The following is a 21365-nucleotide window of genomic DNA, read 5'->3' as shown; positions in this document are numbered from 1 at the left end:
CGGCGCGGGGGCGCCGGGCTCAGCCGGGCTTGCGCGCCGCCATGAGCCCGTCGAAGTCGGGGAACCTCAGGGCGATGTCGCTGCCGGTGAAGTTGCCGATCCAGCCGTCCTCGTCGTGGAAGAAGCGAATGACGGTGTACGACGGTGTGGCCCCCATGTCGAACCAGTGCCTGGTCCCCCGCGGCACCCCCAGCAGGTCCCCCGCCTCGCACAGCACGGCGTGCACCTCATGTCCGACGTGCAGGTAGAACGCGCCGGCGCCCGCGACGAAGAACCGCACCTCATCGTCGTCGTCGTGCGTGTGCTCGCTGAGGAACTTCTTCCGCTCGGCCTTGGCGGTCAGGCGCCACCCCAGTTCCCGCCGAGGGCGCAGTCCCACGACGTCGATGGTCTTGAAGGCTTCGGTGGCTGCGAGCTCGTCCACCTCGCTCCGGTACGCGCTCAGCACCATCTCGGGGTCCGGGTCCTCGGGGAGGCCGTCGCGGAGCGGCCACTGTTCGTAGCGCACGCCCGCGGGGGCCAGCGCGGCGGCGATCTCACCGGGGTCGACAGTGCGGCGTACGACGGTTTCGGGGCCGGACTCCGGCCACGTGATCAGCAGGGTCACGGCGCACTCCTCAACGCGTGGTCCTCGGGCAGCGACAGGGTGAGGTAGTCGGGGTAGGTGTGTGGCAGGCCGGTGGCCATTCTCAGTACCTTCACGGAGGCGTCGTGCCCTGAGCCCTCCGCCCCCGGGTCCTCGACTGCGGTCTTTTTGAAGCCTGCCAGGCGGTACACCGTGTACATCGCCTTGTTGACGTCCGTGGGCCTGAAGTCCGCCGTCAGGCGCACCTGTTCGGCCTCGGCCGACTGTGCCAGGTAGCGCAGGATCGCGCCTCCGACGTTGCGGCCCATCACGCGGCAGGACATCAGGAACAGGCGAATCCGCCACTCGTCGGGCGTCCTGCCCACCAGCGTGAGACCGATCGTGCCGTACGTTCCGAAGCGGTCGGTGAGGCGGGCGACCAGGAGGGTCTGGTCGGGGCGCTCCATCAGTTCGCGCAGCTCCGCCTTGGAGAACGTCAGGCCGGTCGTGTTCAACTGGTGGGTGCGTTCCGTGAGTTCGGCGGCGCGTTCCAGGTCCTCGGGTGTGGCCACCGCGATCGTGAGCCGCATGTCGAGCGACCTGAGGAACTCGACCTGCGGCCCCGCGAACGACGTCTCGTAGGCCTTGCGTTCCTCCGCCTGCAGGTAGAGCATGCGGCGGGCGCGCCCGTCCTCGGTCACCGGCCTCGTCAGCTCGGGGCGGTCCAGCAGGTCCGCTGTCTCGGCGGCGTCCACGCACCGCACCTGCGGGTGCACGAACTCGACCTCGGCGCGCTCGAAGGCGGAGTCGTCCACGAACATCAGCGTGTCGATGCCGATGTTGAGCCGCTCGGCGATGCTCTGGATCAGCGCCGACTTCGGCTGCCACGAGACGTGCGGGACGAGGAAGTATTCGCGGATGCCGAGCCGTTCGAGCTCGTCGAGGGCGGCCTTCTCGTCGTTCTTGCTGGCGATCGACTGCAGGATGCCGCGCTCGTCGAGCGTCTCGATCAGCTCACGGATGCCGGGGCGCAGCTTCACCCCGGGGCCTTCGGAGAGTATGCCCTCCCACACGGTGTCATCCAGGTCCCAGACGACACACTTGACCAGCTCACTAGGCACGTCAGCTCCTGCCTGCTTCGAACGGATATTGCGGGTGGCGCCTGCGTACCCGGAAGCGTTGCAGGCTCTCGTCGGCCAGAAGGTCCTGGAGCAGCTGCGTGCTGCCCTCGATGATCTGCATCACCCGCGCGTCCCGCACCCAGCGGTCGACGGGCCCGCCCTCCACCATGCCCGCGGCGCCGTGCAGTTGGGCCGCGGCGGCCGACGCGCGGTCCGCGGCGCGGGACGCGGCCAGCTTGGCGGTGAGGACGTGCTGGATCAGCCAGTCGTCCTGGGTGTCCATGGCCCGGGCCGCCTGCTCGCACAGGAGCAGCGCCGCCTCGGTGTCCAGCACGGCGTCGCTGATCAGACCGCGGACGAGCTGCAGGTCGATGAGGCGCCCGCCGAACTGCTTGCGGCTGCTGGTGTGGGCGAGGATCGCGTCGCAGCACGCCTCGGCGAGGCCGAGTGAACCGTACGCCACGCAGAGCCGCCCCAACGACAGGGCGCCGCCCGCCACTTGGGACACGCCGAAGCCGGGCCTGCCCACCATGCGGTCGGCGGGCACGCGGCAGTCCTCCAGGTGGAGGTCGGCGAGCATGGCGCTGCGGAAGCCGCTGGTGGGCCGGCTCGGGACGACCGTGACGCCCGGGTCGTCCCGCTGGACGAGGAAGGCCACGCTGCGGTCGCCGTGCTTGGCGAAGACCAGGAAGCAGTGGGCGAGCTGCCCGAAGGACAGCCAGCGCTTCGTGCCGTCCAGCCGCCAGACGGTTTCGGTGGTGTCGGCGCCCTTCGGCGCCGTCGTCGAGGGCTCCTCCGGTGTCGCCGTCGTCCCGACCGCCTGCGCGTCGCTGCCCGCGCCGTCCTCGGTGAGGCCGAACGCCCCGACCAGCTCCCCGGAAGCGAGGCGCGGCAGCAGACGCTGCCGCAGGCCCTGCGATCCCCAGCGGCTCAGGCTCGCGCACACCATTCCGTGCACGGTCAGCAGGCTCTGCAGCGACGCCGACGTACGGGCCACCGCCCGGTTCAGCTCGCCGTACTCGAGATGGCCGAGCGGCCGTCCCCCGTACGCCTCGGGCACCATCGCGGCCAGCGCGCCGGACGCGGCGACCGCCTCGAAGACGTGCGCGGGGACCGTCTTCGCCGCCTCGATCTCGTCGGCCAGCGGCAGCAGCAGGCGCCCCAGCTCGCCCGTGGCCGTCGGCGGTCCGCTCATGCCTGTTTCCCCTGCACGAACCCGACGATGCTGTCCAGCGTGTCGAAGTTCTCGATCTCCAGGTCGTCGTCGTCGATGTCGACGCCGAACTCCTTCTCCAGGTGGCTGACGAGCGCGACGGTCGCCAGCGAGCTGAGCACCCCGCCGGTGATCAGCTGGATGCCCTCCAGCTCGGCGGGGTCGTCCACGTACCGCGACAGGAAGTCGAGCACGCGGGACCGGACGGCTGCGTCCTCGTAGACGGCAGTCACTGCAACATCACACTCCAACTCACATGTTCTTACGGGGCGGTGGCGTGGCGTCGACGCGCGTGGCGTCACCGCCTGCCGCGCCACTTCTTCTCAAGTCGGCTGATCTGGCTCTGGCTGAGGTTGACGAGGGACAGGTCCGACGGCGTCCGGCCGACGGCGTCGGGCCCGTCCGCGTGGGCGGCCAGCGCCTTGAGGTGGGTGACCCAGCCCTCGCCGAGCTGTGCCACGTCCCCGCGCGTCAGCACGTCGCGCGGCCACGACCAGGTCGCGGACAGTTCCGGCCCCGACGGACCCTCCGTCGCGGCCGCGTTGACCATCAGCGCGTGCGTCAGACGCATCCGGGGGTCGAGGCCGCCCGTGGGCGTAAACCCGTCCACCTGCAGCCAGTCGCCCTCGGGGTTCGACCGGTTCCGGCCGGTCCGCCCGAAGTAGTTGAACGCCACCTGCGCGCCGGGAAGCGCGGCGAGGCCCGGCGCGGTCTCCGGGTTGAGGTGGCGGAGCAGGCCGTACGCGATGCGCTGCTCCGACGCGGCACTCAGCTGCTCCTTGACGCGCTGCAGGACCCGCCCGGCGGCCGGGCCGCCGCGCCGGACCTCGCCCCAGGACACCCTGCCGGGATCGAGCCGCACCGGCGCGACCGCCGTGAACCAGCCCACCGTCCGTGACGTGTCGGCGCCCGGGAACAGGTCCTCCCGCCCGTGCCCCTCGACGTCGACCAGGAGAGACGTCGCGCTGGACGCGCCGCCCGGCACGCCGTACGCGGTCCGCCACTGGTTCACCGCCAGCACGAACGCCGTCACCAGCACGTCCTCGACACCCGCGTGCAGCGTGTCGGGCACCCGGGTGAGCAGCGCCTCCGACAAGTCCGCCGGAACCGTCACGCGCAACGTGTCGAGCCGTGCCGCGGTGTCCTCGTCCGGGCTCGGCGGACGACGGCCGAGGACGGGTTCGGACCCGGTCAGACTCTCCGTCCAGTGCCCCAGGGCATCCGTGGTGCGCGGTTCGGCCGCCAGCACGTGGAGCTGCTCCGCCCAGCGCTTGAAGGAGGTGGGAACGGGGGCGAGGTCCGGTGTACGACCGTCGAGCACCGCCGCGCCCGCGGCGGCCAGGTCGGGCAGCAGGATGCGCCAGGAGACCCCGTCGACGACCAGGTGGTGGACCGTCAGGAGCAGACGGCCCGGCACCTCAGGTCCGTGGTCGAACCAGACGGCCTGGAGCATGACCCCATCGCGCGGCGCCAGACGGCCCCGCGCGAGCGTGGCGTGCTCGGCGAGCAGCCGCTCGCGCTCGCTGTCCGTCACGTCGGCGCAGTCCACCCGCGTAAGGGCCGAGTCGGCGGTGAGCGCGTGGGGGCTCCGTGCCGGGGGGACGGACAGGACCAAGTCGCCGTCGCCGATGTCTCCCTCGCGCGTCAGACGTGCCCGCAGCAGGTCGTGACGGTCGACGAGGGCCTGAAGCACCTCGACGAGCTGCTCATGTCCGACATCTGCCGGGACCTGGACGAGCCGCGCCTGGAAGAACTCCTCGTACGTGTGCTCCGGCTCGACGAGCCACCGCATGATGGGCGTCAACGGTACGGTGCCGGTTCCGTCGTCGCCCTCCGGAGCGTGTCCTGCGCCCGCCAACCTGCGCGTCGTATGCGCGAGTTGGCGCGCCGTCTGGTGCCGGAAGACGTCACGCGGCGACAGGTCGAGCCCGTGTTCGCGGGCGCGGCTGACCAGGACGATGGAGCTGATGCTGTCGCCGCCGAGCGCGAAGAAGCTGTCGTCGACGCCGACCCGGTCGGGGTCGAGCCCCAGGACGTCCGCGAAGAGGTCGGTCAGGGCCTTCTCCTGCGGGGTGCCCGGGGCGCGGGTACGGGTGGTGGGCGCGTAGTCGGGAGCGGGCAGCGCCTTGCGGTCCACCTTTCCGTTCGGTGTAAGGGGCAGTGCGTCGATGGCGACGACGGCTGCGGGGACCATGTGGTCGGGCAGCCGCACGGCGACGGTCTTCTTGACCTGGTCGATGTCGATGCCCACGGCGCCGTCAGCGCCATCAGCGCCTTCGGCGATGACGTAGCCGACGAGACGGCGGTCGCCGGGGCGGTCCTCGCGGATGACGGCAGCGGCGGCGGTGACGCCGGGGCCGGCGGACAGTGCCGCCTCGACCTCGCCGAGCTCGATGCGGAAGCCGCGCAGTTTGACCTGGTCGTCGGTGCGTCCTAGGTAGCGAAGGGTGCCGTCGTCGTTCCAGGCCGCCAGGTCGCCCGTGCGGTACATCCGTGATCCGGCGGGCCCGTAGGGGTCGGCGACGAACCGTTCCGCGGTCAGCACCGGTCGGTTCAGGTAACCGCGTGCGACACCGGCCCCGGCCACGTACAACTCACCCGGCACCCCGGGCGGCACCGGCGCCAGCCCCGCATCCAGCACATACGTCCGTACGTTCGCGATCGGCCCGCCAATGGGCGGCACCCCGGCCCCCGCCAACGGATCACTCACCGTCGCACACACCGTCGCCTCCGACGGCCCGTACGCATTGAACATCCGCCGCCCCGCGGACCAACGCCCCACGGTGCCCGGGTCACAGGCCTCGCCTGCCACGACCAACGTCATCGCGGTCGGCACCTTCGCCGGATCCAGGACGCCCAGCGCGGAGGGAGGGAGCGTGCAGTGGGTGACGCCCGCCCCGACGAAGGTGGACGACAGCGCGTCCCCAGGCATGAGCCGATCGGCCTCCGACACCACCAGCGCGCCCCCCGTCAGCAGCGCCGTGAACACCTCCGACGCGGCCGCATCGAAACTCGGCGACGCGAACTGCAACACACGACTGCCCGCGCCGATGCCCCACAGAGCGCTCTGCGCAAGCGCAAGGTTCACCAACCCCGCATGCTGCGCCACCACACCCTTAGGGGTACCGGTCGAACCCGACGTATAGACGACATACGCGGGATGATCGGGATCCAGTGGGGCCAGACGGTCCGCGTCCGTCGGGTCGGTGCCCGGCCGGATGGACAACCGATCCTGGAGGGCGGGGTCGTCGAGGAAGACCGTACGGGTGTCCTCGGGCCACAGCGCGCTGGTGGTGGTGCGGGTCAGGACGAGGGCGGGACGGGAGTCCTCCAGCATGAAGCGGACGCGGTCGGGCGGGTAGGCCGTGTCGATGGGCAGGTAGGCGGCGCCGGTCTTCAGCACCGCGACGAGAGCGGTGATCAGTTCCGGCGAGCGGGGCAGGGCGAGGGCGACGATGTGCTCGGGGCCGACGCCCTGCCCGATCAGATGGTGCGCCAACCGGTTGGCGGGGGTGTTGAGTTCGCCGTACGTGAGGCTGCCGCTGTCAGCACTACCGGCTCCGCCGGCGATCAAGGCGACCGCGTCCGGCGCGGCCTGCGCCCGGGCCTCGACGAGTTCCGGCACGGTGGCGCGGGGCACCGGCACCGCCGTGTCGTTCCGCCCCTCCAGGAGCCGGTGCCGCTCCTCGCCCGACAGCACCTCGATCGAGCCCACACGCCGCTCCGCGTCGATGGCGACGCTCGCGAGCACGCGGACGAGCCGCTCGGCCATCGCGGTGACCGTGCCGTGCTCGAACAGGTCGGTGCGGTACGAGATCACACCGCTGATCCCGTCGGCGACTCCGTCGGCATCGTGCTGTTCGGCGAGGCTGACGGACAGGTCCATCCGGGCGGCCTGGACGCGCACGGTCCGGGGCGTCACCTCGACCCCGACGAGGTCCGGCGTCGTGCGCGGCACGTTGTTGAAGGCCAGCATGACCTGGAAGAGCGGGTGGTGGGCGAGGGACCGGTTCGGGTTCAGGGCCTCCACCAGGCCCTCGAAGGGCACGTCCTGGTGAGCGTAGGCACCCAGGTTCGTCGCGCAGACCCGGTCGAGGAGTTCGGTGAAGGTGGGGTCGCCGGACAGGTCGGTGCGCAGCACGAGCGTGTTCACGAAGAAGCCGACCAGGTCGTCGAGCTCTTCCTCGCCGCGGCCCGCCACCGGCGTCCCCAGGGGGATGTCCGTGCCCGCGCCGAGCCGGTGCAGCAGCACGGCCAGCGCGGACTGCAGCACCATGAACACGGTCGTCTGCCGTGACCGCGCGAGTTCGACCAGTGCCCGGTGGACATCGGCGTCCACCGACACGGGCACGGTCGCGCCCTCGTACCCGGCCTGTTCGGGGTACGGGTGGTCGGTGGGGAGCTCCAGGCGTTCCGGCAGCCCGGCCAACGCCTGCTTCCAGTAGCCCAGTTGAGCGGTCAACACACTCGACGGGTCGCTCTCGTCCCCGAGCACTTGGCGCTGCCACAGGGTGTAGTCGGCGTACTGGACCGGCAGAGGTGCCCACGTCGGCACCCGTCCCGCACACCGCGCGGCGTAGGCCGCGCCGAGGTCGCCGGCCAGGGGACTCATCGACCAGCCGTCTCCGGCGATGTGGTGGAGAACCAGAACGAGCACGTGCTCGTCGACGGCGTCCGTGACGGTGAACAGCGAGACGTGCAGCGGCAGTTCGGTCGCGAGGTCGATGGGCCGGCGGACCGCCCGTTCCACGGCGCCGGACAGCTCCGCCTCGGTGACCGCCCCTACATCCATCGGCGTCCGCGCGTCGGCGGCCGGCCGGATGTCCTGGTACGGCTGCCCGTCCACCTCCGGGAAGACGGTGCGCAGCGCCTCGTGCCGCGCCACCACGTCGTTCAGCGCGGCGCGCAGAGCATCGACGTCCAGGGCGCCGGACAGGCGCAGCACCATGGGCACGTTGTACGTCGCGCTGGGCCCCTCAAGGCGGTACAGGAACCACAGCCTGCGCTGCGCGAACGACAACGGCATGCGGTCGGGGCGCGTGGCCGGGGCCAGGGCCGGTCGGTCCACCGGGTGCGTCGTCGCGTCGACCGTGCGGGCCAGGGCGGAGATCGTCGGCGCCGCGAACAGGTCACGGATCGCCAGGTCCACGCCCATGACGGCGCGTATGCGACCGAGGAGGCGCATGGCAAGCAGCGAATGCCCGCCGAGCTCGAAGAAGCTGTCCTCCACTCCGACTCGGCCGACGCCGAGGACGTCCGCGAAGAGTGCGGCCAGGATTTCCTCGCGTGCGTCGCGGGGCGCCCGCGACGACGACGTCCCCGTACCGATGTAGTCGGGGGCGGGCAGCGCCTTGCGGTCCACCTTTCCGCTCGGTGTAAGGGGCAGTGCGTCGATGGCGACGACGGCCGCGGGGACCATGAAGTCGGGCAGCCGCGCGGCAACCGCCTTCTTCACCTGATCGACGTCGACGCCAACGACGCCGTCAGCGCCATGAGCCCCGTCGGGGACGACATAGCCGACGAGACGGCGGTCGCCGGGGCGGTCCTCGCGGATGACCGCCGCGGCACTCGCGACACCGGGGGCGGCGTCCAACGCCGCCTCGACCTCCCCCAGTTCGATACGGAAACCGCGCAGTTTCACCTGGTCATCCGTACGCCCCAGAAAACGCAGGGAACCGTCGTCGTTCCAGGCCGCCAGGTCGCCCGTGCGATACATCCGTGATCCGGCGGGCCCGAAGGGGTCGGCGACGAACCGCTCCCCGGTCAGCCCCGGCCGGTTCAGATACCCACGCGCGACACCCGCCCCGGCCACGTACAACTCACCCGGCACCCCGGGCGGCACCGGCGCCAGCCCCGCATCCAGCACATACGTCCGTACGTTCGCGATCGGCCCGCCAATCGGCGGCACCACCGCCCCCGCCAACGGATCACTCACCGTCGCACACACCGTCGCCTCCGACGGCCCGTACGCATTGAACATCCGCCGCCCAACAGACCAACGCCCCACCGCACCCGGATCGCAGGCCTCACCCGCCACGACCAACGTCAACGCACCCGGCACCTTCGCCGGATCCAGAACGCCCAGCGCGGACGGCGGAAGCGTGCAATGAGTAACGCCCGCCTCGACGAAGGTGGACGACAGCGAGTCCCCGGGCATGAGCCGATCGGCGTCCGCCACCACCAGGGCGCCCCCCGTCAGCAACGCCGTGAACACCTCCGACGCGGCCGCATCGAAACTCGGCGACGCGAACTGCAACACGCGGCTGCCCGCGCCGATCCCCCACAGAGCGCTCTGCGCAAGCGCAAGGTTCACCAACCCCGCATGCTGCGCCACCACACCCTTAGGGGTACCGGTCGAACCCGACGTATAGACGACATACGCGGGATGATCCGCGTCCAACGGCGCCAGACGGTCCGCGTCCGTCAGATCTGTGGCTGAAGCCACCGGCATAGCCGCCAGCCGCTCCACAACCACCGGATCGCTCAAGGAGAGCACGGAGCCGTCGTCGGCCAACCCGGCAGGGACCGCGTCGGAGTTCACGAGCAGCACGCTCGGGCGGGCGTCTCCGACCATGAAGCGAAGCCGCTCCGCCGGATACTCCACGTCCAGCGGCAAGTAGGCCGCGCCCGCCTTGAGCACGGCCAGCGCGCCCACGATCAGATCGGGGGACCGCGGCAGCGCGAGAGCCACCAACTGCTCGGGGCCTACGCCCTGTTCCACCAGAAGGCGCGCGACACGGTTCGCATGGGCGTTCAGTTCGGCGTACGAGTACACCGTGCCGCCGTCCGCCGACACCAGCGCCGCGGCGTCCGGTGTCCGCGCGACCTGTGCCTCGAACGCGGCCGACGCCGTGACGTCCGGCACCTGCGCCGCGCGACCGCTGCCCCACACCTCCAGGACGCGCTCGCGCTCACCGGCGCCGAGGAGGCTGATCGAGCCGATCGGCCGGTCCGGGAGAGTTTCCGCCATGCGTTCCAGGAAAAGCAGGAAACGCTCGACATGGGCGTCCATTTCCGCCCGGCTGTACATCTGGTCGTTCGCGTCGAAGTACAGCTCGATGGGGCCCTCGTGCTCGCCTTCGTAGAAGGCGAAGGAGAAGTCGTCCGTGTGACGCTGCGAGAGGCTGCTCGCCTTTGCGGGGTGGCCGTCGAAGAGGATTCCGTAATCGAATGCCATGACATTGACCACGGGGCCGTAAGGAAGGTTGTCCCCGGACACACCCATGCGTTCGCGGCGCAGATCTTCCATGCGGAAACGGCTGTGCCGTGACGCTCTCGTCGTCTGCGCCCAGACTTTCCTCGCGAGCTTTTGCAGGGAAATCTCCGGGCGCACCGTGATGTGCAGGGGAACGACGTTGACCGTCATTCCCGGCGTATTCCGCTCGATCTCGTCGAGGCGGCCGGAAAGGGGAAGTCCGACGGTTATGGCGCTTTCTCCGGTGACAGCGCTCACGTATGCGGAGGTCGCTGTCACCGCCCATACCGAAAGGCTGACGCCCAATTCGGCGGCGGCGGAACGCAAACGCTCCGAAACGCCCGCGTCGAGCGTGGTCCGCCTGCGGAGAATGTTCTGGGGTGCGCGGTACGGGCGGCCGGAGAGCGTGACCGGGTCGGGTGCGTCCCGCATCCGTTTCAGCCAATAGCGCCGGTCGTCCTCGTACTCTTCCGAGCCCCGATAGGACGCCTCACGTTCCACCAGGTCACGGAACGGGGAGAGCGGAGTGCCGCTGTCCGGCCGACCCGCCACCGCGTCCGAGTAGAGCCGGGCGGTGCGCCGGGTGATCAGCGCGGAACTCCAGGCGTCCATGACGACGTGGTGGTAACGGCTGTAGAGGATATGGAAGTCCGGTCCGACGGTGAGCAGCGCCGGCGCGTACAACGGTCCCTGTGCGAGATCGAACGCGGACCGCACGTCCGACGCGATCCACGCTTCGGCCGCCGCTGCCGCCCCCTCCCGACCGGCGAAATCGAGTCGCCGAACAGGCACCGGGTCGGCGCGGTCGAAAATCTGAACCGGTCCTTCCGGTCCCTCCACGACGGCCAGCCGCAAAGTGTCGGCTTCCGCGAGAGCCGCCTCGTACGCCTTTCCGAGAATTTCCGGATCGATCGGTCCGTGGATTTCTACGCGTTCACCGACGTTGTAGACCGAGGAATCGGGCCCGAGGGAAGCAGAAAACCACACCCCTGACTGGGCTGCCGTCAAGGGCCATTGCTCATCGACCGGACCAGTCATCCAAGTCCCCCGCAGTGACGTGCGTCCACCCCGGCACTCGCCGGGCGGTCCACATAATCACACATCACGCCGACAGGTCCCGGTCGCATTGATTGCACCACAACCGGCGCTCCGACCCGCCCCGCGCACTCTTGTGACGGGGGTCACATGTACAGCTCGCAGTGCCGGTTGTACTGTCCTTTTAAGTCATGGCTCCGATACGGGGGGAGCTCTATGAGCGGAGGAGGGGGCTGTGCAGACATTCCTCAGTGGGGCGCGGCAGGCACATCTGGCCCATCGGCGGGTCATTGCCCGGCGAATCGGGTGAACAAGCCGAGCTGACGTTCTTTCCCAACTTCTTGGGCCACCTTGACGACACGCGCCGTTTCCTGTCCGTGCGCGCTTGCCCAAGACATTCTTGACCGGTGTGTGCGGCACACCGACGCCCAGTTTCCCCCCGCTCTATCGGTCCGGCGCGGGAATCAGCGGGCGGACGGCCGCATTCCGGTTCCGGTGAAGTGGTCGCGCGCACTGGCAATGGGCTTCCTCGGCACGTTGCGGCGCCTGGTACGGAGAGTGGATCAACCTTGTCGCATGAGCTCGAGGACGTCTGGCCGCTGTCGCCGCTACAGGAGGGGCTGGTCTACCACGCCCTCGCCGACCGCGAAGGGCCTGACGCCTATGTCGTGCAGCTGATCCTCGACTTCGAGGGCGCCCTGGACGCCGGAGCCATGCGCGCGGCCGGTCAGGCCCTGCTCGACCGGCACGCCAACCTGCGGGCGGCGTTCTGGGTGGACGACCTCGACGAGCCCGTCCAAGTCGTCGCGCGCGACGTGGAGTTGCCGTGGGAGGAGATCGACCTCACCCACCTTTCGCCCGCGCGGACCGAGGCCGAACTGCGCGCGTTCGCGGACGCCGAGCGGGCCCGCCGGTTCGAGCTCGACCGCCCGCCGCTGCTGCGCATGGCGCTCCTCAGGCACTCCGGCGGCGACAACTCGCCGCAGGAGGGCGGCAGCCGACTGGTCGTCACCCAGCACCATGTGCTCGTCGACGGCTGGTCCTCGTCCCTGATGGTGCGCGAACTGCTCGCCCTGTACGACTCCAAGGGCGACGACAGTGCCCTCCCGCCCGTTACGCCCTACCGCGACTACCTCGTCTGGCTCTCCGAGCAGGACCGCGAGGGTGCGCGTGAGGCGTGGACGCGTGCGCTGGCAGGAGCGGAACCCACTCACCTTGCAACTCCAGTCACCACAGGCCCCGCTGACGACGCGGCACCTGTGTTCCCCGAGAGTTTCGTCGCGCATCTTCCGCAGGACACCACCGCCGCGCTTCAGGCCCGGGCCCGCGGTCTCGGCGTCACGCTGAGCACGCTCGTCCAGTCCGTGTGGGGTGTGCTCCTCGGCCGGATGTCCGGTCAGGACGACGTGGTCTTCGGCGCGGTGGTGTCGGGCCGTTCACCGGAGATCCCCGGCGTCGAGAGCATGATTGGGCTGTTCATCAACACGGTGCCCGTCCGCGTACGGCTGCACTCCCTGGACACGTGGGCCGACCTGGCGGTGCGCGTACAGGACGAGCAGGCCGCGCTGCTTCCGCACCAGCACCTGTCCCTGACCGACATTCAGCGGACGGCCGGCATCGGCGACGCCTTCGACACGGTCATGGCCGTGGAGAACTTCCCCGCGAATCGCAAGGGCTCCGCCGCGCCGGACACCTCCGCCGGTGACCACGCGTCGCGCCTCACGGCCACCGCCACCCAAGGCCGCGACGCCACCCACTACCCGCTGAGCCTCGCCGTCTCACCCGGCGACGTGCTCAAGCTGCGGCTGGACTTCCGTGCCGACCGCTTCGACCGCCCGACGGTCGCCGCCATCGCCGACCGCTTCATGCGGCTGCTGGGGTCCGTTGCCGAGGACGCGGGGCAGCGGGTGGGGGATGTGCAGCTGCTGTCGAACGATGAGCGCGGGCGTGTTCTGGACGGATGGGGTTCCGGGCCGGTCGTGGAGGTACCGGAGGAGACGGCGTCGGCCATGTTCGCGGCGCGGGTCGCCCAAGCCCCGGACGCCCCGGCGATCGTAACGGCGGACGGCAGCATTGCTTACTCGTACGCCGAGCTGGACGCACGGGCGGACCGGCTCGCACGCCTGCTGGTCGACCGGGGCGTCGGACCCGAGCAGGTGGTCGCGCTCGCACTGCCCCGCTCGCCGGAACTCGTCGTCGCCGTCCTCGCCGTGTGGAAGGCCGGAGCCGCCTACCTGCCGATCGACACCGGCTACCCGGTGGACCGGATCCGCTTCATGGTCGAAGACGCCCGCCCGTCACTCGTCCTGACCGATGCGACGACCACCGCACTGTGGACACAGGACACGGCAGTCGTACGCCTCGACGACCGCGCCGTGCAAACCGAGTTGGCCGCAGGCATCCCCGCCGACCTCTCCGCACCTGGGCCAACGCACCCCGCCTATGTCATCTACACCTCCGGCTCGACCGGCACCCCCAAGGGCGTCGTCGTCACGCACGAAGGCCTGGTGAACCTCGTCGCGTCCTCCACGCCCCACCTCGGCCTGGGCCCCGGCAGCCGCGTCCTCCAGTTCGCCTCCCCCAGCTTCGACGCCGCGACCTGGGACTGGAGCCTGGCCCTGCTGACCGGCGCCGCCCTGGTCGTGGCCGATGCCCACGAACTCGCCCCCGGCGACGCTCTCGCGCGCGTCGTGAACACCGCAGGCGTCACGTACTGCATGGTGCCGCCCTCCGCCCTGAGCGTCCTCGACCTGACACAGGTTCCGGAAACCCTGACGGTCGTCGTGGGCGGCGAGGCCTGCCCACCCGACATTGCCGAACGCTGGTCCACCGGCCGACGGATGATCAACGCCTACGGGCCCACCGAAGCCACCGTCTGCGCCACCCTGAGCGACCCACTGTCCGGCGCCGGGGTACCGCCGATCGGACGCCCCGTCGGCAACGTACGCACATACGTCCTGGACAAGGGTCTGTCCCCCGTCCCACCCGGCGTACCCGGTGAGCTGTACGTGGCCGGGGCCGGTGTCGCACGCGGCTACCTGAACCGACCGGGGCTGACCGCGGAACGTTTCGTCGCCGACCCCTACGGGCCCTCCGGGTCACGGATGTACCGCACCGGCGACCTGGCGCGGTGGAACCAGGACGGCACCCTGCACTTCCTGGGGCGCGCCGACGACCAGGTGAAGCTGCGTGGCTTCCGCATCGAACTCGGCGAGGTCGAGGCCGCGTTGGCCGCCGCTCCCGGTGTACGGGCCGCCGCTGCCGTCATCCGCGAGGACCGCCCCGGCGACCGCCGCCTCGTCGGCTACGTCGTCGCCGGTCAGACCCTGGACGTCGACCAGGTGAAGCAGGCCGTCGCCGCACGCCTGCCCGACCACATGGTCCCCGCCGCCGTCGTCACCGTCGGCGAACTGCCCCTCATGCCGAACGGGAAGCTGGACCGCAAGGCGCTGCCCGCACCCGACTACAGCGGTACGACGACGCCGACCCGCGCCCCGCGCGACGCACGCGAGGAAATCCTGGCCGGACTCTTCACCGAAGTCCTCGGCCTCGACCGGATCGGCGTCGACGACAACTTCTTCGACCTCGGCGGACACTCCCTCCTCGCCATGCGCCTCACCGGCCGCGTCCGCGCGGTGATGGGTGTGGACCTGGTCGTCCGTGACCTCTTCGCGGCGCCGACCGTCGCCGCCCTCGCCCGTACGGTGGCAGCGACGACGAACCCCGCCGACCGCCCGGCGCTGGTGCCCGCCGCGCGCCCCGACCGCATGCCGTTGTCGTTCGCGCAGCGCAGGCTGTGGTTCCTGTACCGCCTTGAGGGGCCCAGCGCGACGTACAACGTGCCGGTCGTGCTGCGGCTCTCCGGTGCCCTGGACGCCAAGGCTTTGCTCGCCGCGCTGGGCGACGTGGTCGGGCGGCACGAGGCGCTGCGCACCGTCTTCCCGGACGTCGACGGGCAGCCGTACCAGGACATCCGCCCGGCCACCGACGCGCGGCCCGAGGTGAGCGTCTCGTCGGTCACCGAGGCCGAGCTGGCCGAAGCCGTGGACCGCGCCGTCCGCCACCCCTTCGACCTCGCCGCCGAACTTCCGTTCCGTGGCGCCCTGTTCAGCATGGAGGACGCCGCCGACGAGCACGTGCTCGTCCTGGTCATCCACCACATCGCCGGCGACGGCTGGTCCATGGGGCCCCTCGCCCGCGACCTGGGGACCGCCTACGCCGCCCGCTGCGCGGGCGAAAGCCCGGTGTGGGAGCCGCTGCCGGTCCAGTACGCCGACTACACCCTGTGGCAGCACGAGCTCCTCGGCGACGAGAGCGACCCGGACAGCCTCCTCGCCCGCCAGCTCGACCACTGGAAGGACGCGCTGGCCGGGCTGCCCGACCGCATCGACCTCCCCACCGACCTGCCCGAGCGGGCGGCGGACGACCGGCGGGGCGAGGTGGCGGAGCTGTCCCTGCCGGCCGAGCTGCACGAGGACCTCGTGCGGGTCGCGAAGGGGCAGCGCAGCACCGTGTTCATGGTGCTGCAGTCCGCTCTCGCCGTGCTCCTGCACCGGCTCGGCGCCGGGACGGACATCCCGATCGGCACGCCGACGGCGGGCCGTGCCCAGCAGGAGCTGGACACCCTCATCGGCAACTTCGTCAACACCCTCGTGCTGCGCACCGACCTGTCCGGCGACCCCACCTTCACCGAACTCCTCGACCGCGTCCGCGAAGCCGACCTCAACGCCTACGCCCACCAGGACGTGCCCTTCGAAAGCCTGGTGGAGGCCCTCAACCCGACCCGGACCACGGACCACCAGCCGCTGTACCAGGTGATGCTCACGCTGCAGAACCACGAGGCGCAGCAGCTCGACATCCCCGGCCTGAGCCTCACGGCATCCTCCTGGAACACGCGGGCCGCGCGCCGGGACCTGACGCTGACATTGCGGGAGCGGTTCGGCCCGGACGGCGCGCCGCTGGGGATCGACGGCGCCCTGCAGTTCGACGCGGGACGGTTCTCCCGTGAGCGCGTCGAAGCCGTCGGCCGCTGGTTCGTCCAGGCCCTCGCGAGCCTCCTCGACGACCCCGAGCAGCACGTGGGGTCGGTGGACCTGCTGTCGGCCGCCGAGCGGCACGAGATGCTGCGGACGTGGAACGACACCGCCGTGCCCGCCCCGCCCGGCACGCTCGTCGAGCTGTTCCGGGCACAGGTCGCGGCCACACCGGACGCGGTCGCCCTCGTGGGCGACGGCACGCAGCTCACGTACGGCGAACTCGACGCCCGCGCCAACCGGTTGGCGCGGCTCCTCACCGAGCACGGCGTCGGGCCCGAGCACATCGTCGCCCTCGCCCTGCCCCGGTCGCCGGGGACGGTCGCCGCGCTCCTCGGGGTGCTCAAGGCGGGCGCCGCGTATCTGCCCGTCGACACGACGTACCCGGCGGACCGCATCCGCCACATGGTCCGGGACGCCCGCCCCACCCTCGTCCTGGCCGCCACGAGCACCACCGGCCTCTGGAGCGACGACACCCCGGTCGTCCTCCTCGACGACCCGGCGCTACAGAGCCGGACCGCGGCGCTCGACCCGAGCGATCCGGGCACCGCGCCGGATCCCTCCCACCCCGCCTACGTCATCTACACCTCCGGCTCCACCGGCACCCCCAAGGGCGTCGTCGTGCCGCACGCGGCCGTGACCGACTACCTGCGGGACACGAGCCGGCGCTACACGGGCGCCAAGGGCGTGGCGCTGCTGCACACGTCCCTCTCCTTCGACCTGTCGATCACCGCGCTCCTCACCCCGCTCGTCTCGGGCGGCCGCGTGGTCCTCACCGAGCTGCGGGACGGCCTCGCGGACGACGCGGAGGTACGTTCGCTCGGCTGCGACTTCCTCAAGGCCACGCCCAGTCACCTGGCGCTCCTCGAAGGCCTCCCCGACGAGGTCTCGCCGCGCGAGGAGCTGCTGCTCGGCGGTGAGGCGCTGCTCGGCGAGGCGCTGCGCACGTGGCGCCAGGGGCACCCGGACGTGACCGTCATGAACGTGTACGGGCCGACCGAGGCCTCGGTGAACTGCACGGAGTTCAGGATCGAGCCCGGCGACGAGCTGCCGGACGGGCCGGTGCCGATCGGCCGTCCGATGGCCAACACCCAGGTGTACGTGCTGGACGCGGGCCTGCGTCCGGTGCCGCCCGGCGTGCCCGGTGAGCTGTACGTGGCGGGCGCGGGGCTCGCCCGGGGCTATCTGCGGCGGCCCGGTCTGACCGCGGGGCGCTTCGTCGCCGACCCGTACGGGCCCGCGGGATCGCGGATGTACCGCACCGGCGACCTGGCGCGGTGGAACGGTGACGGCACCCTCGTCTTCGTGGGCCGCGCGGACGACCAGGTCAAGCTCCGCGGTTACCGCATCGAACTCGGGGAGGTCGAGGCCGAGTTGACGCGCTGCGAGCATGTCGCGCGGGCGGCCGCGGTGGTGCGCGAGGAGCAGGAGGGCGACCGGCGCCTGGTCGGCTACGTCGTCCCGGACGCCGAAGGGAACGTCGACCCCGCCGAGGTGCGGGAGCGGCTCGCGGCGCGGCTGCCGGAGTACATGGTGCCGACCGCCGTCGTCGTCCTCGACGCGCTGCCCCTGACCGCGCACGGGAAGCTGGACCGCAGAGCGCTGCCCGAACCCGACTACACCGCAGGCACCGGCACCGACACCGGCACCGGAGCCGAGGGGCGGCAGGAGAGGCCGCCGCGCAGCCCGCACGAGGAGATCCTCACCGCCCTGTTCGCCGAGGTGCTCGGCATCGATCCCGAGCGGGTCGGCGTCGACGACAGCTTCTTCGACCTGGGCGGGCACTCGCTGCTGGCCGCGCGCGTGATCGGCCGCATCCGGCGTGCCATGGGCGCGCAGCTCGGCATCAAGGCGTTCTTCGACTCCCCGACGGTGGCCGGTCTGACCCGGCAGCTCGGCGGCAGCCCGGAGGCGCGGCCTCCGATCGTGCCGGTGGCGCGTCCCGAGCGGATGCCGCTGTCGTTCGCGCAGCGCCGGTTGTGGTTCCTGTACCGGTTCGAGGGGCCCAGCGCGACGTACAACGGCGCCGCGGTGCTCCGGATCTCCGGTGCGATGGACGCGGCGGCGCTGCGGGCGGCGCTCGGCGATGTGGTGGCGCGGCACGAGGCGCTGCGCACCGTGTTCCCGGAGACGGACGGCGAGCCGTATCAGGACGTACGCCCTGTCGACGAGGCGCGGCCGGTGCTCGACGTCGCGTCGGTGCCCGAGACGGAGCTGTCCGGTGCGGTGGACCGCGCGGTGCGGCACGCGTTCGACCTCGCGACGGAACTGCCCTTCCGCGCGGCGCTGTTCACCGTCGACGACGCGGCAGACGAGCACGTGCTCGTCCTCGTCATCCACCACATCGCCGGGGACGGCTGGTCGGTGGGGCCGCTCTCCCGCGACCTGAGCGCGGCCTACGCCGCTCGTCGTTCCGGCCGTGCCCCGGCATGGACACCGCTGCCGGTGCAGTACGCGGACTACACCCTGTGGCAGCGCGATCTCCTCGGCGCCGAGAGCGACCCGGAGAGCCTGCTCGCCGCGCAGGTCGGCCACTGGCGTGACGCGCTGGCCGGGCTGCCGGAGCGCATCGCCCTGCCGACGGACCGCCCGTATCCGGAGCAGGCCGGGTTCGAGGGCGGTGTCGTGCCGGTACGGATCGACGCCGGACTGCACCAGGCCCTGGTCGAGCTGGCGCGGTCGCGGCAGACGACCGTGTTCATGGTGCTGCAGGCCGCGCTGGCCGTGCTCCTGCACCGGCTCGGCGCGGGCACGGACATCCCCATCGGGACGCCGGTCGCGGGGCGTGGCGAGGAGGAGCTGGACGACCTGGTCGGCTTCTTCGTGAATACGTTGGTGCTGCGCACCGACCTGTCCGGCGACCCCACCTTCACCGAACTCCTCGACCGCGTCCGCGAGACCGACCTCAATGCCTACGCCCACCAGGACGTGCCCTTCGAGGGCCTGGTGGAGGCGCTGAACCCCACCCGGTCACTTGCCCACCACCCGCTCTTCCAGGTCATGCTCGGCCTCAACGGCAACCCGCGGGGCGAGCTGACCTTCGCCGGGGCGAAGGCGACTCCGCAGGAGGCGCGCATCCGGGCCGCGCGGATGGACCTGACGGTGCACCTGGCCGAGCGCCAGGGCGGGGGTGACGCGCCGGACGGGATCACCGGATCGGTGGCGTACCGCACCGACCTGTTCGAGCAGGCCACGGTGACCGCGCTGGTCGAACGGCTGCTGCGGGTGCTGCGGGCCGTCGCGGACGACCCGGAGCAGCGTGTCGGCTCCGTCGACGTGCTGTCCGAGGGCGAGCGGCACCGGGTCCTCGAGGAGTGGAACGACACGGTCACCTCCGTGCCCGCGGCCACCGTGCCCGAGCTGTTCCAGGCGCAGGCCGCCGCCACACCGGACGCCGTCGCCCTGATCAGCGACGGCATCGACAACGCTGACGGCACCCGTCTCACGTACGGCGAACTCAACGCCCGCGCCAACGCGTTGGCGCAGCTCCTGACCGGGCGCGGCGTCGGCCCCGAGCACATCGTCGCCGTCGCCCTGCCCCGATCGCCGGAGCTGGTCGTCGCGCTGCTCGCCGTCCTCAAGGCGGGCGCCGCGTATCTGCCCCTCGACACGTCCTACCCGGCGGAACGCCTCCGTCACATGGTCGAGGACGCCCGCCCCACCCTTGTCCTGACCGACACCGGCACCACCGGCCCGTGGGCCGAGGGCATCCCGGCCGTCCTGCTCGACGACCCGGCCCTCCGGAGCCGTACGGCGGCATCGGATCCGGGCGACCCGGCCATCGCGCCCGATCCCGCCCACCCCGCCTACGTCATCTACACCTCCGGCTCCACCGGCACCCCGAAGGGCGTCGCCGTGCCGCACTCCGGTGTGGTGAACCGGCTGGCGTGGATGCAGTCGGAGTACGGGCTCGGGGCAGGCGACCGGGTGCTGCAGAAGACCCCCGCCGGGTTCGACGTGTCCGTGTGGGAGTTCTTCTGGCCGCTGTTCCAGGGCGCGTCCATGGTCCTGGCGAAGCCCGGCGGGCACAACGACGCCGCGTACCTGGCCGGACTCGTGGCGAGGGAGGGTGTCACCACGCTGCACTTCGTGCCGTCCATGCTCGACGCGTTCCTCAACGAGCCGACCGCCGGGCGCTGCGTGTCCCTGCACCGCGTGTTCAGCAGCGGCGAGGCGCTGCACGCCCACACGGTGTCGCGCTGCCGCGCCGTACTGCCCGCCGCGCGGCTCCACAATCTGTACGGGCCGACGGAGGCGACGGTCGACGTCACGTACCACCCGTGTGCCGCCGACGGTGACTCCGAGGTCGCGCCGCCGATCGGGCGCCCGATCGCGAACACGCGGGTGTACGTCCTGGACGCCGCGCTGCGCCCGGTCGCGCCGGGTGTCGCGGGCGAGCTGTACCTCGCGGGGGCGGGACTCGCGCGGGGCTACCTGAACCGGCCCGGACTCACGGCGGAGCGGTTCGTCGCCGATCCCTACGGGTCGGCCGGGACACGCATGTACCGCACCGGTGACCTGGTGGCCTGGAACAACGACGGCACGCTGCGCTACCTCGGACGCACCGACGACCAGGTGAAGCTGCGCGGCTTCCGCATCGAACTCGGCGAGGTCGCCGCCGTGTTGACCGGCTGTCCCTCGGTCGCAGCCGCGGCCGTCGTGATCCGGGAGGACCGGCCGGGCGACCACCGTCTGGTGGGCTACGTCGTGGCGGAGGACGGGACACCGCTCGACCGGCCCGGCATCCAGGACCGGCTGCGCCGCGCCCTCCCCGAGCACATGGTGCCCGGCGCCCTCGTCCCCCTCGACGCCCTGCCGTTGACGCCCAACGGGAAGCTGGACCGCAAGGCGCTCCCGGCGCCCGACCACACCAGCGTCACCGCCACCGCCCCCTCCCGGCCCCCGCGCGACAGCCGGGAAGAGGCGCTCGTCGCGCTGTTCTCCGAGGTCCTGGGGTTGGAGAAGCCGGTCGGCGTCGACGACAACTTCTTCGACCTCGGCGGGCACTCCCTGCTCGCCACGCGCCTCATCGGCCGCATCCGCACCGTCCTCGGCGCGGAGGTCGACCTGCGGACGGTCTTCACCAGACCGACGCCGGCGGAGCTGGCCGGGAGCCTCGGCGCTCCGGGCGCGCCCGCGGCGAGGCCGAGGCCCAAGCTGCGGCCGCGGCCGCGCGGGACGACGTGAGCCCCGCGCCCGCAGA

The 21365-nt window shown here is 71.6% G+C and carries 6 protein-coding genes; 1 reads left to right on the top strand and 5 read right to left on the bottom strand.

What is annotated here, in order from left to right; genetic code table 11:
- Positions 1–19: 19 nt before the first annotated feature.
- The 5 genes from DEJ49_RS29455 to DEJ49_RS29435 form a co-directional block, all read right to left on the bottom strand.
- Positions 20–607, bottom strand: coding sequence for a 1,2-dihydroxy-3-keto-5-methylthiopentene dioxygenase (locus DEJ49_RS29455; protein ID WP_150186911.1), 588 nt, complete (start codon positions 605–607; stop codon positions 20–22).
- Entirely contained in the window at positions 604–1686 is a 1083-nt protein-coding gene (locus DEJ49_RS29450) for an HAD-IIIC family phosphatase (RefSeq protein WP_190329485.1), read from the bottom strand. The genes DEJ49_RS29455 and DEJ49_RS29450 overlap by 4 nt, the downstream gene beginning before the upstream one ends.
- A gap of 1 nt (position 1687) precedes the next feature.
- Positions 1688–2881, bottom strand: coding sequence for an acyl-CoA dehydrogenase family protein (locus DEJ49_RS29445; protein WP_150186909.1), 1194 nt, complete (start codon positions 2879–2881; stop codon positions 1688–1690).
- On the bottom strand, positions 2878–3132 hold the full coding sequence (locus DEJ49_RS29440) for a phosphopantetheine-binding protein (RefSeq protein ID WP_190329484.1): 255 nt from the start codon (positions 3130–3132) through the stop codon (positions 2878–2880). Before DEJ49_RS29440 ends, DEJ49_RS29445 begins: the two co-directional genes overlap by 4 nt.
- Positions 3133–3197: 65 nt before the next feature.
- The gene (locus tag DEJ49_RS29435) at positions 3198–11132 is read right to left on the bottom strand and encodes a non-ribosomal peptide synthetase (protein WP_150186907.1); all 7935 of its coding nucleotides are present in this window, start codon (positions 11130–11132) and stop codon (positions 3198–3200) included.
- A 566-nt stretch (positions 11133–11698) separates the two neighbouring features.
- On the opposite strand from DEJ49_RS29435, the gene DEJ49_RS29430 reads away from it, so the two are divergent.
- Positions 11699–21349, top strand: a complete 9651-nt coding sequence (locus DEJ49_RS29430; RefSeq protein ID WP_190329482.1) for a non-ribosomal peptide synthetase — start codon at positions 11699–11701, stop codon at positions 21347–21349.
- Positions 21350–21365: the final 16 nt, after the last annotated feature.

Source organism: Streptomyces venezuelae, from assembly GCF_008642335.1.
Lineage (GTDB): Bacteria > Actinomycetota > Actinomycetes > Streptomycetales > Streptomycetaceae > Streptomyces > Streptomyces venezuelae_F.
Note: the sequence above shows the minus strand (reverse complement) of the source record. Positions and strands in the feature narration are given on the sequence as shown.

Coding starts and splice junctions, on each gene's coding strand:
- DEJ49_RS29445 (WP_150186909.1), bottom strand. CDS start 2,881: ATGAGCGGACCGCCGACGGCCACGGGCGAGCTGGGGCGCCTGCTGCTG.
- DEJ49_RS29435 (WP_150186907.1), bottom strand. CDS start 11,132: ATGACTGGTCCGGTCGATGAGCAATGGCCCTTGACGGCAGCCCAGTCA.